This window comes from Actinomyces timonensis DSM 23838 (assembly GCF_000295095.1).
In the GTDB taxonomy this organism is placed as follows: Bacteria; Actinomycetota; Actinomycetes; order Actinomycetales; family Actinomycetaceae; genus Actinomyces; species Actinomyces timonensis.
This window is the reverse complement of the sequence record NZ_JH806632.1, coordinates 308,333-322,301: the sequence shown is the minus strand read 5'-3', so window position 1 is coordinate 322,301 and position 13,969 is coordinate 308,333. Positions and strand designations below refer to the sequence as shown.

Sequence of the window (13,969 nt, the reverse complement as noted above, 5' to 3'; positions counted from 1 at the left end):
CCACCGGCGAGCCCCCCGAGCGCGCCGCCGCGATCGACCTGCTCACCAGCCCGCTCGTCGGCCTCAGCCTCCTGGACCTGCGGCGGCTGCGCCGCCGCCTGCGCGAGGACCGCCCCGCCCAGGCGGTCCCGGACGAGCACCTGCTCACCGCCCTCTCCTCCGCCAGCGCCGGAGAGGCGCTCACCGCCGAGCTCGCCGAGGAGCCCCTGGCCGAGCAGGCCGAGCGCTTGGCCCGGGCCGCGCGGATCATCGAGGCTCTGCGCGGCGTCGTCGGGCGGCGCGTCCCGCAGCGCGCCGAGGAGGCAGGCGACGCCGAGGCCGGGGAAGCAGCGGGCGCGGAGCCAGCGGATGAGGAGCGCATCGACGCCGAGGCACTGCTCTGGGCGGCCTGGAGCGCCTCGGGGCGCGCCGAGCAGCGGCGGGAGCAGGCGCTGGCCGCCGGACGGGGTGCCCGCGCGGATGATCCCCTCGCCCGCGCCGCCGAGCGCGACCTCGACGTCGTCACCGCCCTGTTCAAACGCGCCGAGGTCTGGGCCGAGCGCCACCCCGGTGCCCAGGCCGCCGCCTTCCTCGCCGAGCTGGCCGCCGAGGTCCTCCCCTCGGACTCCGTCGCCCCCGCCGGCGCGCGCCCGGACGGCGTCGCCGTCCTCACCCCCGCCTCCGCAGCCGGCCGCCAGTGGGAATGCGTGGCCGTCATGGGCCTGGGCCGCGACTCCTGGCCCGACCTGCGCCTGCGCGACTCCCTCACCCGCTCCGGCCTCCTCGTCGACGCCGCCACCGGCCGCCTGCCCCTGGGCCCCGACGGCGCCCCCACCGGCGCGCTCGACGCCACCGCCGCCCGCGCCCAGGTGCGCGCCGACGAGCGCCGCATGCTGCTGGCCGCTCTCACCCGCGCCACCCGCCGCCTCATCGCCACCGCCGTCCAGGACGCCGACAACTCGCCCTCCTCCTTCCTCATCGAGATCGCCGCCGCCTCCGACTGCCCCCTGACCGATGCCGACGGCGATCCGCTCATCACGCCGGACACCGGCGACCTCACCCTGCGCGGCCTCGTCGGCGAGCTCCGCCACGCGCTCCTCGCCGCCCAATCCCCGCAGGCCACCGCCCAGCAGCGCGAGCAGGGCGCCAGCGCAGCCTCCCTGCTCGCCCGCCTGGCCGCCGCGGGCGTCGCCGGCGCCGATCCGGCCACCTGGGGCGGGCTGTCCGTGCCCACCTCCACCGCGCCCCTCGTCGCGCCCGGCGAGCCCGTGCGCGTGAGCCCCTCCGACGTCGAGGGCCTCACCACTTGCGCCCTGCGCTGGTTCCTCCAGCGCAACGGCGCGGGCGGCGCCCCCACCGGAGCCCAGGCGCTCGGAACCCTCATCCACTCCCTCGCCGAGCAGGCGCAGTGCGAGAACCTGCGCGGCCAGGCACTCATGGATGCCTTCGAGGCGCGCCTGCCCGAGCTCGGACTGCCGGACACCTGGGTGGGCGGCCTCGAGGCCGAGCGCGCCCGCGAGATGGTCCGCCGCCTCGACGCCCACCTCACCGCCGTGCCTGGGCAGGTGGAGGTCGAGCGCGCCATCGACGCCACCCTCGCCCTGCCCCTGCCCGCCAGCGAAGGGGGCGCGGTGGGGACCTCGGCGGAGGCGGGGCCCGAAGCCGGGGAGGGTGATGGCGGGGCGCTGCCGCCCGGCGGCGCCGACGCGATCAAGGTGCGGCTGCGCGGCCGGATCGACCGCCTCGAGGCCATCGAGGGCGAGATCCCTCCTGCGGCTGACGAGCCCGGGGATCCCCTGCCGCCCGGGGAGGGCCAGCGCCTGCGCCTCATCGACCTCAAGACCGGCAAGAGCGCCGGTGACGGCGACGCCTCCCGTCATCCGCAGCTCACCGCCTACCGCCTCGCCCTGGAGTCCCTGGGCTACCGGGTCGACGGTGGGGCCCTCGTGCTCCTCGGCGCCGAGCCCCGCAAGAAGGACGGCGGCGTGCGCCTCGCCCCGGACACCGCAGCCCTGGCCCCCATCCCCGATCCCGAGACCGGCGAGGACTGGGCCGCCTCCCTCGTCGCCTCCGCCGCCCTGGCCGCCCGGGGGCCGCGCCTGCGCGCCACCACCGGCCGCCACTGCCAGTTCTGCGCCGTCAAGGACGCCTGCCCCGCCGTCGACGAGGGGAGGAGGACCCTCCCATGAGCGAGCCCCAGACCGCCGATCAGACCGCCCATCCCGCCCAGCCCGGCCTCCCGACGCAGTCCCCGCCCGCCCTTAGCCCCCAGGCCCTGGCCAAGGCACTCGGCCTGCCCGCGCCCACGCCCGAGCAGTCCCGCGTCATCGCCCACCCGCTCACCCCGCTGCTCGTCGTCGCCGGCGCCGGCAGCGGCAAGACCGCCACGATGAGCCAGCGCGTCGTCCACCTCGTGGCCAGCGGCGCCGTCCGCCCGGACCAGATCCTCGGCCTCACCTTCACCCGCAAGGCCACCGCCGAGCTCGCCTCGCGCGTGTCCACCCGCCTCGGCCAGCTCGCCGACGCCCGCCTCCTGCCCGGCGCTGGCCAGTCCAGTGGCAGTGCCGCCAACGCCGCCGAGCTCGGCGAGCCGACGATCTCCACCTACAACGCCTTCGCCGCCGCCCTCGTGCGGGACCACGGCCTGGGCATCGGCATCGACCCCGACGCCACCCTCATCACCGCCGCCCGCGCCTGGCAGATCGTCGACGACCTGCTCGCCGAGCGCACCACGCCGCTCCCCCTCGACCCCACCCCCACCACCGTGCGCGCCGTCCTGCGCGTCGACGGTGCCCTGTCGGAGAACCTGCTCAGCGTCGAGGACGCGGCCGAGGGACTGGAGGACCTCCACCAGCTCTTCGCGGGCCTGGCCGGCATCAGAGGCCTGTCCGGTCTCTTCAAGGGCAAGGCCGGGACGATGGCCACCCAGCGGGCCCTCCTCGACCTCGCCGCCGAGTACCGCGAGCACAAGCGCCGCCACGGGCTCGTCGACTTCGGGGACCAGATCGCCCTGGCCTGCCGGATCGTCGACGAGGTCCCCGGCGCCGCCCGCGCCCTCGGCGAGCAGTACCCCGCCGTCCTCCTCGACGAGTTCCAGGACACCTCCGTGGCCCAGTCCCTCCTGCTGTCCCGCCTCTTCGCCGGGGGAGGCGTCACCGCCGTCGGGGACCCGAACCAGGCGATCTACGGGTGGCGCGGGGCCAGCGCCGGGGCCCTCGACTCCTTCCACGCCCGCTTCAACCCCGCGGGCGCCCAGGCCGTGGCAGCCGGGGCGGACCCCGCGCGCGCCACGCCCGTCCTGCCCCTGTCCACCGCCTGGCGCAATGACCAGCGCATCCTCGACGCCGCCAACATCATCTCCACCCCCCTGCGCGCCCACCACCCCCAGAGCGGGGACGCCGCCGTCGAGCACATCCCCGTCGCGCGCCTCGCCCCCCGCCCCGCCTCCGCCGGGCTCGCCGAGGGCGCCGTCCACGCCGCCTTCCTGCCCGACCCCCTCGCCGAGGCCCAGGCGGTGGCCGACTTCATGGAGGAGCGCTGGGGGCCGCGCGCCGAACTCGCCGTCCTGTCCCGCACCCGCTCCCAGCTCACCCCCGTCGCCGACGCCCTCCAGAAGCGCGGCATCCCCTACGAGGTCGTCGGCATCGGCGGGATGCTCAGCGTCCCCGAGGTCGCCGACCTGCGCGCCCTCATCGCCGCCGCCGCGGACCCCGAGAGGGGGGACCGCCTCATGCGCCTGCTGAGCGCCGGGGACATCGGCGCCGCCGACCTGCGCGCCCTCAACGCCCTGGCGCGCCGCCACGCCCGCGCCCCCCAAGGCCCCGCGTCCCAGGACGACGCCCCCGAGGCGCCCCTGCTCACCGAGGGCCTGGAGGCCCTCGCCCGCCGCGCCGAGGAGCCTGGCGGCGGCGCCCCCATCGAGGGCCTGTCCGAGGCCGGGCGCGCCCTGGCCCTGCGGCTCGCCCGCGCCCTGCGACGGGTCCGCGCCGCCCTCGCCCTGCCGTTGCCGGACATCATCGACATCGCCGAGCAGGCCCTCGACCTCGACATCGAGATCGTCTCCATGGGGCCGCAGCGCCTCGGCCGGCGCGCCGTCGACGCCTTCCGGGCCGTCGCCGAGCAGTACGCCGCAAACACCGAGGCCCCGACCCTGCCCGGGTTCCTCACCTGGCTCCACGTGGCCGAGTCCGAGGAGAACGGGCTCGACGCCCCCGAGCCCACCCCCGAGCCCGGCGCCGTCCAGCTCCTCACCATGCACGCCGCCAAGGGCCTGGAATGGGACGCCGTCGCCGTCATCGGCATGACCGAGACCGCCTTCCCCTCCTACCGGGGCAAGGCCCGCGAGGGCGGCGCCATCGCGCCAGGCTCCTGGACCACCAGCACCGAGGAGTTCCCCCACCCCCTGCGCGCCGACGCCGCCGAGCTGCCGCCTTTCGAGCTGGGCGCTCTCGAGCCCCCGCATGTGGACAAGGACGACGCCAAGGACCTCTGGGAGCAGTACGCGCTCGCCCTGGGCCGCCACGCCATCGCCGAGGAGAGGCGCCTGGCCTACGTGGCCGTCACCCGCGCCCGCCATGACCTGCTCCTCACCGGCTCGCACTTCGTCAAAACCGGAAAGACACCGCACCCCGCGTCCCGCTTCCTCGCCGAGGTGCTGCGCGGCGGGGAGGGGGGCTCGCCCGCCACGCCCTGGGGCCCGGGCCTGACCGAGATCGACGACGACGCCTCCAACCCCCTCCACGACGCCGTCGCCTCCGCCTGGTGGCCGGTCGAGCACCCGGCTGGGCCCGGCACCCCCCGCGCGGCGAGGATCGCGGCCGCCCGCGCCGTCGACGCCGCCCGCCGGGCCCTCGCGCCGCGCGGTGGGAGTGAGGCGGTGCCCGCGGCGCCAGCCGCGCCGACTGCGCCCACCGACCCTCTCGTCGCCCGATGGGAGGACGAGGCCGCGCTGCTGCTGGCCGAGCGCCGCAGGGCCGAGACCGCCGTGCCCGGGGTGCGGATGCCCGTCCATCTGGCCGCCACGAGCCTCGACCGCCTGCGCGCTGATCCCGCTGCCTTCGCCCTCGACCTGCGCCGACCCCTGCCGCCCGAGCCGCGGACCGCAGGGCGGCTCGGCACCGTCTTCCACGACGCCATCGCCCAGCGCCTCGCGGGCCGCGCCGCCCTCATCCCCCTCACCGACGCGGGCGTGCCCGACTCCCTCGCCCCGGCGGATCGGCGGCGCGTCGAGCGCTGGCTCACCACCGCCGAGTCCCTGCCCCTCCTCCAGGGCCACGCCCTGCACGCCACTGAGGTCGAGCGCGAGCTCACCGTGGGCGGCACGACGCTGCGCTGCCGGATCGACGCCGTCTTCGCCGCCCCCGACGGCACATGGCTCATCGTCGACTGGAAGACGGGGCGCCACCGCGTCCCCGTCGACCAGCTGAGCGTCTACGTCCACGCCTGGGCCGCCAGCCAGGGCGCGCCGACGGAGCAGGTGCGCGCCGCCTACGCCTACGTGGACTCCGGCGAGGTCGACGAGCTCACCCCCTCGAACCTGCTTCCCCTGGACGCCGTCGAGGGCCTGCTGGCCCCCGGCGCGGCCGGCCCAGGCGCGGCCCTTGACCTTGACATTGTGGAAGACCCGAGCCTGGAGCCATGACCGCCACGCGACCCACTCCTCATCCAGGATCCGCCGGCGCCGCTCCCCGGTGGGGCATCGGGCAGTTCTCCCGCATGACCCTCCTGAGCGCCCGCCGGCTGCGCCACTACGAGGCCATCGGCCTGCTCTCCCCCTCCAGCGTGGACCCCTTCACGGGGTACCGCTACTACACGGAGGCGGAGATCCTGCCAGCCACAGCCGTGCGCTGCCTGCGGGAGGCGGGCCTGGGCCTCGACGACATCGCCGCCGCCCTGCCAGCCATCCTGGCCGGCGACGACGCCGTCTGGCGACCGGTCCTCCAAGCGCACCTGGCGAGCCTGGAGGCGGAGATGGACGCGGTCGGTCTGCGGCGCGAGCGCACGCTGGCGCTGCTGGCATCCATGAAGGAGACACTCATGACCGGCACACCGACAACCAGCATCCCCATCGAGATCCGCACCCTCCCCGCGCGCACCGTGGTGGCGCAGCGGGGCATCATCCCCACCTACGCCGACGCCTCGGAGGCTCTGTGGCGCCCCTTCGAAGAGGCCCTCAGCCGCTCGGGCGCGCGCCGGACCGGCGAGCCCTGCGGCGCCACCTACTTCGAGGACGGCTACACCGAGCGCGATGTCGACGTCGAGGTATGGGAGCCCGTGGAGGAGGCGGTGGGGGTCGAGCCCCCGCTCGTCTGCCGCGCCGAGGAGGCCACCCGGGTCCTCGTCGCCCTTCACAGGGGCCCCTTCGAGGGGTTCCAGGACACCTACGCGGCCCTCATGCGGGCTGTCGGCGAGCAGGGCCTGACGATCACGGGCCCCTGCTTCGAGCGCTACGTCGTGGGTCCCTTCCAGACCGATGACTCCAGCGCCTGGCGCACCGAGGTCTGCGCCCCGATCGCCTGACAAGGGCGCCATCGGCGGCCCAGGAAGCGTTCCTGGGCCGCCGATGGCTGTGCAAGGCCTGTCAGGAACGCACTGAAGTAAGGTGAGCCTTACAGGGTTGCCCCGCCGGGCGCTCTCGCTATCACGCGCCACAGCCCCCATCGCGTGTCCCACATTTCCTGGAGGACGGATGCTGACCACTGCCTCGATCGTCGCCTACCTGGTCGCCTCCGTCTCCTGGGTCATCGGGGACGCCCTCATCGTCGGCTTCACCCGACCCGACAAGAGCGAGCACTCGCGCCTCATCGAGCTCGCCGGCTCCGACATCCCCGCCTTCTGCACGCGGATCAACAGCACTCGGCTGCTCATCGGCGCGATCATCGGCCCTTACACGGCCCCGTTGTATCTCGCCGGCCTATGGGTCCATTGGCTGATCCTGCGCGATGCCGAGCACCCTGCGCTCGGCCTGACCGGCCTCACGCTGCTCGTCATCGGCGTTGTCTACATGCCGCTGGCCCATGCGGGGTTCTACCCCGTCGCGCTCTCCTCCGCCCGCCTGCAGGCGGCGCTGGACCGATGCGAGTCAGGCGCTGATGGCATCACCAGTCCTGAGATCGAGGACGCCGCCCTCCACACGCGACGGCTCATGCGCTTCCTCGCCCTGGCCTGGATTCCTGCCATCGCCTGCGCCTACGTCGGCGGTTTTCTCATCTGCGTGCCCCTCGCGCTGGGGTGGACCGCCCTGCCCTGGTGGTCCGTGCTGTTCACGCCGGTCGTCCAACTCTTCCCCTGGGCACTGCTCCTGCGCCTGCCCTACCCGGGCAAACCCCTCCTCGACGGCGCTGTGTTCAACGTCATTAACGTTGTCTGGGCCCTCGCCCTGCTGGTCCTGAGCCCGGGCCGTATCGGTTGATCCCAGATGCATCAGACTCGCGCGCCGAGAAGACATGCGCCGCTGGCGCAGGCGTGTCTTGGCGAGGTTTGAGGATTCCTCGGCCGATCAGATGGGGTTGATGCGTCAACCACCGCACGATTTCAACGATTCCGTCCGTAGGTGGGTCAGACGAGAGGAAAGCAATCCTCAAACCTCGCCACTTCGCCCCTACTCCTCGGGGCTGGGCACGGCCCGCAGGGGCGCGGGGACCTCGGAGGTCACCGCCTCCATCTCCTCGGCGGCCTCGCGCCCCGTGGGCACGGAGGCCAGGCGTGGCTCGTGGTGGTCGACGATCGGGTCGTCCCCCACCTGCTCGGCCAGGTCCTTCAGCATCGCGACGGCGTCGCGGGTGACCGACTCGTCCTCCGAGTGGACGCCGTGCAGCAGCCAGCGCGCCAGGCTCATCTCGCTCACCAGCTCCGCGCGGTCGCGCAGGTGGCGGTCCACCCCCTCCGACCGCGCCAGGTCGTAGGCCGACTCGATCGAGTCCAGGCAGTCCAGCGGAGCCGAGGAGTAGATCCACGCCAGGTCCTCGGCCGGGTCGCCCACGTGCGCCTGGCCGAAGCCGCTCATCGCCACCACGGAGCCGCCCGCGGTCAGGACATTCTCAGCGGCCATATCCCCGTGGACCACCACCGGCCGGAAGCGCCACAAGGCGGCCTCCTCCAGGGCCTGCTCCCAGCGGGAGAGCACCGAGGACGGCACCTTGCCCGTGCTCGCGGCCTCATCGAGGAGCGCCAGCCACGAGCCCCGCACCTCATTCGCGTCGCGCACCGGCATGCCCGCCTCCGAGACCACCGTGGTGGGCAGCTCGTGCAGCTCGCCGAGCGCCTTGCCGAGCCCCGCGGACAGGCCGGGGCCCGGGTGCAGGGACGTCAGGTTGATCGGCCGCCCCGCCGTATGGGAGCGCACCTGGATGCAGGCGCCGTCGCGCCGCAGGAAACCCGCGGGCCGGGGCACGTCGAAGGACAGGCGCCCGTTGTCCACGATCCTGCCGATGCGCCGCAGCACCTCGGCCTCGGCCACCAGCTCCGCGCCGGTGAGGTCGTCAAGGGCCTCGTGGACCTCCCAATGGCGCCCCTGGGTGTCGATGACGCCGACGACCCTCAGATGCGCGGAATCCAACTGGGGCAGGGCCAGGCGGGCCGGGTCCAGCCCCCGCACCGCGATCGACGCCAGGGCCGCCAGTGCCAGGGCCGAGCGGCGCTTGACCGGTGCCTCCTCAGTGGCCGCCTGCTCCGGCTCCCCGGCCGTCCCGGCGCTTCGGGCAGTCCCGGGGGAGGGGACCGCCTCGTTGGCGCTGGCGGATGGGGCCTGCTCGCCGTCGGGCGCCTCTGGGCGGTCCTCGGAGGGCGATCCCGTGGGAGCGCCCGGGGAGGCCTCCGCGATCGTCTCTCCGCCGGCATCGGCGTCGATGCCAGCGCTCGTCTCCGTGGCCGGGTCCAGGGTGGGGTCCGTGGGCGTCATGACCCAACCGTAGGCGAGGCGCGGCATCTCGCGCAGCCGCCGCGCCTGCCCTGTTCGCTTGGTGCGCGGGTGGGCCGGGGCCAGTGGCAGCCCTACAAACCCCGCCCCTCCTCTCCGCGCGGTTATCCACAGGTTCCTTGGTGGGGGTAGCGCGAGGCGCGGATCGTCGCCTAATCTCGCCTCGCGCCCGATCCCCCCAGATCGGAGCCATGATCCGGCCACGGCGCCGGCCCCTGACCTCGACTGGTCTCCCGAGCCAGACGGCACCCGCCTCCCGCTCGACCACCGAGGAACACCAGGAATCCCATGGACGCCGCGACGCTGCTGCACACCGAGGTCCGCGAGCTCGTTCGCCGGCGCGGCATCGACCCCCTCGCCGAGCCCGGCTCCCTGGCCGCCCTCGTCAAGGAGGCCTCCACCGACTACCTCGGCCGCGCCGACGCCGGGCTCGTCCCGCCGCTGAGCGATCCCGACGCCGCCGCCGCGGAGATCATCGACGGCCTGGCCGGCATGGGCCCCCTCCAGCGCTACCTCGACGACGACGAGGTCGAGGAGATCTGGGTCAACGGCGCTGACCGCGTCTTCGTGGCCCGCTCCGGCCGCCCCGAGCTGACGACGACGCTTCTGGCCGACGACGACCTGCGCGTCCTTGTCGAGCGCATGCTGCGCGCCTCCGGGCGGCGCCTCGACATGTCGAGCCCCTTCGTCGACGCCCAGCTGCCCGGCGGCGAGCGCCTCCACGTCGTCATCCCGCCCATCACCGGCGTCCACTGGGCGGTCAACATCCGCAAGCACATGGCGCGCGCCAGTCGCCTGGCCGACCTCGTCCGCCTCGGCTCCCTGCCCGCCCGGGCCGCCGCCTTCCTCGACGCCTCCGTCCAGGCGGGCCTCAACATCCTCGTCTCGGGCGCCACCCAGGCCGGGAAGACGACGATGGTGCGCGCCCTCGCCGGGGCCATCCCCGCCGGCCAGCGCATCATCACCTGCGAGGAGGTCTTCGAGCTCTCCCTGCGCAACCGCGACTGCGTGGCCATGCAGACCCGCCCCGCCAACCTCGAGGGAGCCGGCGAGATCACCCTGCGGCGCCTCGTCAAGGAGGCCCTGCGCATGCGACCCGACCGCCTCCTCATCGGCGAGGTCCGCGAGGCCGAGGCCCTCGACCTGCTCATCGCCATGAACTCCGGCCTGCCGGCCATGTCCACCCTCCACGCCAACTCCGCGCGCGAGGCCATCGTCAAGATCTGCACCCTGCCCCTGCTCGCCGGGGAGAACGTCTCCGCCGCCTTCGTCGTGCCCACGGTCGCCAGCGCCATCGACCTCGTCGTCCACCTCGGCCTCGACGCCGCCGGCCACCGCACCGTCCGCGAGATCCGCGCTGTCACCGGCCGGGTGGAGAACGGCGTCATCGAACTGGCCGACCTCTTCCACCGCGACCAGTCCGGGCGGCTCGTGCGCGGCACCGGCCTGCCGACGGGCCGGGAGCGCTACGAGCGTGCCGGGCACGACCTCGCCGCCCTCCTCGCCGTCGGCCAGGCGCCGCCCCACCCCACCGGCGCGCCGCCAGGGCTCTCAGATCTCCCAGGGCGCCCTGGGGCTCCAGTGCCGACGGCGTCGACGGTGCCCCGAGCGCCCGGCGCCCAGACCGGCCGCCCCCTCCCCGCCGCCCCCGCCGGACGGGAGACCTACTGATGGGCGCCATCTCCGGCCTCCTGGCGGGCCTCGGCCTCGTCCTCATCTGGCAGGCCTGCACTTCCGAGCCCCCGCAATGGCGCTCCGAGCGCTCCCGGCGCCTGGGCGACCTCCTCATCCAAGCCGGTGCCGGGCGCACCAGCCCCGCCGCCTTCGTCGGTGGCAGCCTCGGCTTCGGGGCCGTCGTCGCCCTCGGATTCCTCGGCACCACCGGGGTGTGGAGCATCGCCGTCGCCTTCGGCACGATCGCCGCCCTCCTGCCGTTCCTCCTCATCTCCTCGCGCGCCCGCGCCCGGCGCACCCGCCTGCGCGAGGTCTGGCCCGAGGCCGTCGACACCCTCGTCTCCGGGATCCGCGCCGGCATGAGCCTGCCCGAGGCCCTGGCCAGTCTGGCTGAGCGGGGCCCCGAGGCGGTGCGCGCCGAGTTCTCCGCCTTCGCCGTCGACTACGCCGCCACGGCGCGCTTCGACGAGTCCCTGGGGCGCCTGAAGTCCCGCTTCGCCGACCCCGTCGCCGACAGGATCGTCGAGGCCCTCCACCTCGCCCACGAGGTCGGCGGCAGCGAGCTCGCCGAGCTCATGCGCTCCCTGGCCCGGATGCTCCGCGAGGACATGCGCACCCGCGGCGAGCTCGAGGCCCGCCAGTCCTGGACGGTCAACGGCGCGCGGGTCGCCGTCGCCGCGCCCTGGCTCGTCCTGGCACTGCTGTCCACGCGCCCCCAAGCCGCGGCCGCCTACGCCACGAGCGGCGGCGCCCTCGTGCTGCTGGCCGGGGCCGTGGCCAGCGCGCTCGCCTACCGCATCATGCTGAGGATCGGGCGCCTGCCCGAGGAGGAGCGGGTCCTGCGATGAACCACCTCCTCCTCGGCGGCCTCGCCGGCCTGCTCGGCTCACTCGGCATCCTCCTCATCCTCACCGGCCTGTCCCGGCGCCGCCCTGGCCTCGTCGCCCGCCTGGAGCCCTACGTCCAGGAGCGGCCCCGCGGATCCGCCCTCCTGCGGGCGCCCGGCCCCAGCGGGCGCACCGTCCCCGGTCTGCTGCTCGCCGCCGTCGCCGGCCTGGGCGGCCTCCTGGAGTCCATGGGCTCCTCCGCGGACTCGGTCCGACGCCGCCTGGCCCGCTCCGGCTCGCGCCTCACCTACGAGGAGCTTCGGGTCCAGCAGCTTGTCTGGGCCGGCGCGGGCCTGTCCGCCGCCCTGGGGCTCGGCCTCATCTCCTCCTTCCTGCGGCCCATCAGCGTCCCCGTGGTGCTGCTCGGCGCCGTCATCGCGGCGATCGCCGGGGCGGCGGCCCGCGACTGGTGGCTCACCCGGGCCGTGAGGCGGCGCAGCGCGAGGATCGAGGCGCAATTGCCCGACGTCGTCGAGCTCCTCGCGCTCGCCGTCGGCGCCGGGCAGGGGCCCCTGGACGCCATTGAGCGTGTGACCCGGCGCGGGCGCGGCGACCTCGTCGACGAGCTCGCCATGACCCTGGCCGATGTCCGCTCGGGGACCGTCTTCGCCTCCGCCCTCGAGGGCCTGGACGCGCGCTGCGCCTGCCCGCCCCTATCCCGGCTGACCGAGGCCATCACGGTGGCCATGGAGCGCGGGACACCCCTGGCCGAGGTCCTGCGCTCCCAGGCCGCCGACTCCCGCGAGGCCGCCCGGCGCGCCCTCATCGAGGAGGGCGGCAAGCGCGAGATCGCCCAGATGGTGCCCGTCGTCTTCCTCGTGCTGCCCATCACCGTCCTGTTCGCCCTCTACCCCGGGCTCGTCGTCCTGCGCCTGGGCATCTGACCGCCCGGCCGCCCATCTCCCCATCCCCACCCATGGAAGGAACCACCATGAGCACAGCCATCCGCGCTGCCCAGCGCGCCACCATGCGCCTGAGCGCCTCCCCGGCCGGCCTCCTCCTCAGCCGCCCCTGGCGCGCCAGGGGCCTCGGCGCCAGGCTTCTCGGCGTGCGGGCCCGCCGCGCGCTCGCGGCCGAGCGCGGCGACGTCCCCGGATGGGTCCTCGTCACCCTCATGACCGCCGGGCTCGTCGTCGCCCTGTGGGCCGTGGCTGGGCCCGCCCTCGTCAACATCTTCACCTCCGCGATGAACAAGGTGACCGGTGCGATCTGAGCGCACCGGAAAGCGCGGGAGCAGCGGAGGGCCGACGCCCCAGCACCCGTGTCGCCCCCGCCGCCGGTTCCCGCGGGCGCTCCGGTGCCCCCGCGCTTTCCGCCTGCCCGCCACGGGGCGGGGGAGAGACGAGGAGGGCTCGGCGATCGCCGAGTTCGTCATGGTCGGCGCCCTCGTCATCGCGGTCGCCGTCGCCCTCCTCCAGCTCGCCCTGGGGCTCTACGCGCGCAACGTCCTCACCGACGCCGCAGGAGAGGGAGCCAGGCGCGCCGCGCTCGCCGGTGGCACCGAGGAGGAGGCGGTCGCCCGCGTCCGCGCCCTGACCGGCGCGTCCCTTGCCGACGGCTACGTCACGGATGTCCAGGTCCGCCGCACGACGCGCGAGGGCGTGCCCGTGGTGGAGGTCGAGGCGAGCGCGCCCCTGCCTGTCCTCGGGCTGCTCGGCCCCGGCGGGAGCCTGCGCGTGAGCGGCCACGCTCTCGACGAGGCGGCCCTCGCCCAGGCGGGTGGGGCGCCATGAGGCGCCTTTGGAGGGGCCAGTGGCTCCCCGCGCTCGCCACGAGGGCGGGCGGCGAGCGGGGCAGCGCGACGATCGAGTTCATCGGCTGGAGCGTCGCCATCGTCGTGCCGATCCTCTACCTCATCGTCGCCCTCGCCCAGGCCCAGGCGGCCTCGCTCGCCGTGGCCAGCGCCGCCGACTCCGCAGCCCGCGTCATGGAGTCCAGCGAGGGCGGTGCTGACGGCCAGGGACCGGCCCGGGCCCGCGCCGCCGTCGGCCTCGCCCTGGCCGATCAAGGGCTCGATGACGACCCCGCCACGGCGCTGACCCTCGACTGCGAGGACCCCGCCTGCGCCCGGCCCAGGGCGGTGCGGGTGGAGGTGGGTGTCGACCTGCCTCTCGTCTCCAGCGCCGGGATCGGCAACGATCTCGTCACAATCTCCGCCGTGCGCCCCGTGAGCACCGTTGAGACCGGCGCGCAGGAGTCAGGGGGCAGCCAGTGAAGCGGATCGATGAGCGGGCCGCCCCCGCTTCCTGGCGACCGTTGGCCAGGTCCCTGCGCCGCCGCTGCGCGGCTGAGGACGGGCAGGCCATGCTGCTCGGAATCGGCATGATCGCCGTCGTCCTCGCCCTCATCCTCGGCATCGCGTCAGTGACCTCCGTCTACCTCGACGTCAAGCGCCTGACCGCCATGGCGGACTCCGCCGCGGCGGCGGGGGCGGGCAACGCCGCGCCCGGCGGCTACTACGCGGGCGGCGGGGCCGCGGCGCCCAGCGCCGGCGAAGAGAGCGAGGGCGCGG

11 protein-coding genes and 1 pseudogene are annotated in these 13,969 nt (G+C 75.1%); 11 read left to right on the top strand and 1 reads right to left on the bottom strand.

The window, feature by feature from the left end; genetic code table 11:
• The 4 genes from A1QA_RS12995 to A1QA_RS0101355 all read left to right on the top strand — a co-directional run.
• The coding region (locus A1QA_RS12995) for a PD-(D/E)XK nuclease family protein (protein ID WP_154652265.1) at positions 1–2,168 on the top strand (2,168 nt) is incomplete at its 5' end.
• Positions 2,165–5,620 (top strand): ATP-dependent helicase, encoded by a 3,456-nt coding sequence (locus tag A1QA_RS0101365; RefSeq protein ID WP_017177144.1) that lies wholly within the window; start codon positions 2,165–2,167, stop codon positions 5,618–5,620. The genes A1QA_RS12995 and A1QA_RS0101365, both read left to right, overlap by 4 nt.
• Positions 5,617–6,498, top strand: coding sequence for a MerR family transcriptional regulator (locus A1QA_RS0101360; RefSeq protein ID WP_017177143.1), 882 nt, complete (start codon positions 5,617–5,619; stop codon positions 6,496–6,498). Before A1QA_RS0101365 ends, A1QA_RS0101360 begins: the two co-directional genes overlap by 4 nt.
• A 169-nt stretch (positions 6,499–6,667) precedes the next feature.
• Positions 6,668–7,390, top strand: a complete 723-nt coding sequence (locus A1QA_RS0101355) for a hypothetical protein (RefSeq protein WP_017177142.1) — start codon at positions 6,668–6,670, stop codon at positions 7,388–7,390.
• A 189-nt stretch (positions 7,391–7,579) separates the two neighbouring features.
• Here A1QA_RS0101355 and A1QA_RS0101350 read toward each other — a convergent pair whose 3' ends face one another.
• On the bottom strand, positions 7,580–8,878 hold the full coding sequence (locus A1QA_RS0101350) for a phosphotransferase (RefSeq protein WP_244266047.1): 1,299 nt from the start codon (positions 8,876–8,878) through the stop codon (positions 7,580–7,582).
• Positions 8,879–9,184: 306 nt separating this feature from the next.
• Between A1QA_RS0101350 and A1QA_RS0101345 the strand changes: the two genes are divergently transcribed.
• The 7 genes and pseudogenes from A1QA_RS0101345 to A1QA_RS16120 form a co-directional block, all read left to right on the top strand.
• On the top strand, positions 9,185–10,567 hold the full coding sequence (locus tag A1QA_RS0101345) for a TadA family conjugal transfer-associated ATPase (protein WP_017177140.1): 1,383 nt from the start codon (positions 9,185–9,187) through the stop codon (positions 10,565–10,567).
• A complete protein-coding gene (locus tag A1QA_RS0101340) occupies positions 10,567–11,418 on the top strand; it encodes a type II secretion system F family protein (protein ID WP_017177139.1) in 852 nt (283 codons plus the stop codon). The genes A1QA_RS0101345 and A1QA_RS0101340 overlap by 1 nt, the downstream gene beginning before the upstream one ends.
• A complete protein-coding gene (locus A1QA_RS0101335; protein WP_017177138.1) occupies positions 11,415–12,341 on the top strand; it encodes a type II secretion system F family protein in 927 nt (308 codons plus the stop codon). Before A1QA_RS0101340 ends, A1QA_RS0101335 begins: the two co-directional genes overlap by 4 nt.
• An 83-nt stretch (positions 12,342–12,424) precedes the next feature.
• The gene (locus tag A1QA_RS0101330; RefSeq protein WP_208853897.1) at positions 12,425–12,670 is read left to right on the top strand and encodes a hypothetical protein; all 246 of its coding nucleotides are present in this window, start codon (positions 12,425–12,427) and stop codon (positions 12,668–12,670) included.
• Positions 12,660–13,190 carry a TadE family protein gene (locus A1QA_RS0101325; protein WP_244266046.1) on the top strand — a complete coding sequence of 177 codons (531 nt, stop codon included), beginning with the start codon at positions 12,660–12,662 and terminating at the stop codon, positions 13,188–13,190. Before A1QA_RS0101330 ends, A1QA_RS0101325 begins: the two co-directional genes overlap by 11 nt.
• Positions 13,187–13,672, top strand: a complete 486-nt coding sequence (locus A1QA_RS12990; protein ID WP_017177135.1) for a hypothetical protein — start codon at positions 13,187–13,189, stop codon at positions 13,670–13,672. The genes A1QA_RS0101325 and A1QA_RS12990 overlap by 4 nt, the downstream gene beginning before the upstream one ends.
• A gap of 89 nt (positions 13,673–13,761) precedes the next feature.
• A pseudogene (locus A1QA_RS16120) lies at positions 13,762–13,969 on the top strand (glycosyltransferase); the annotation flags it as partial.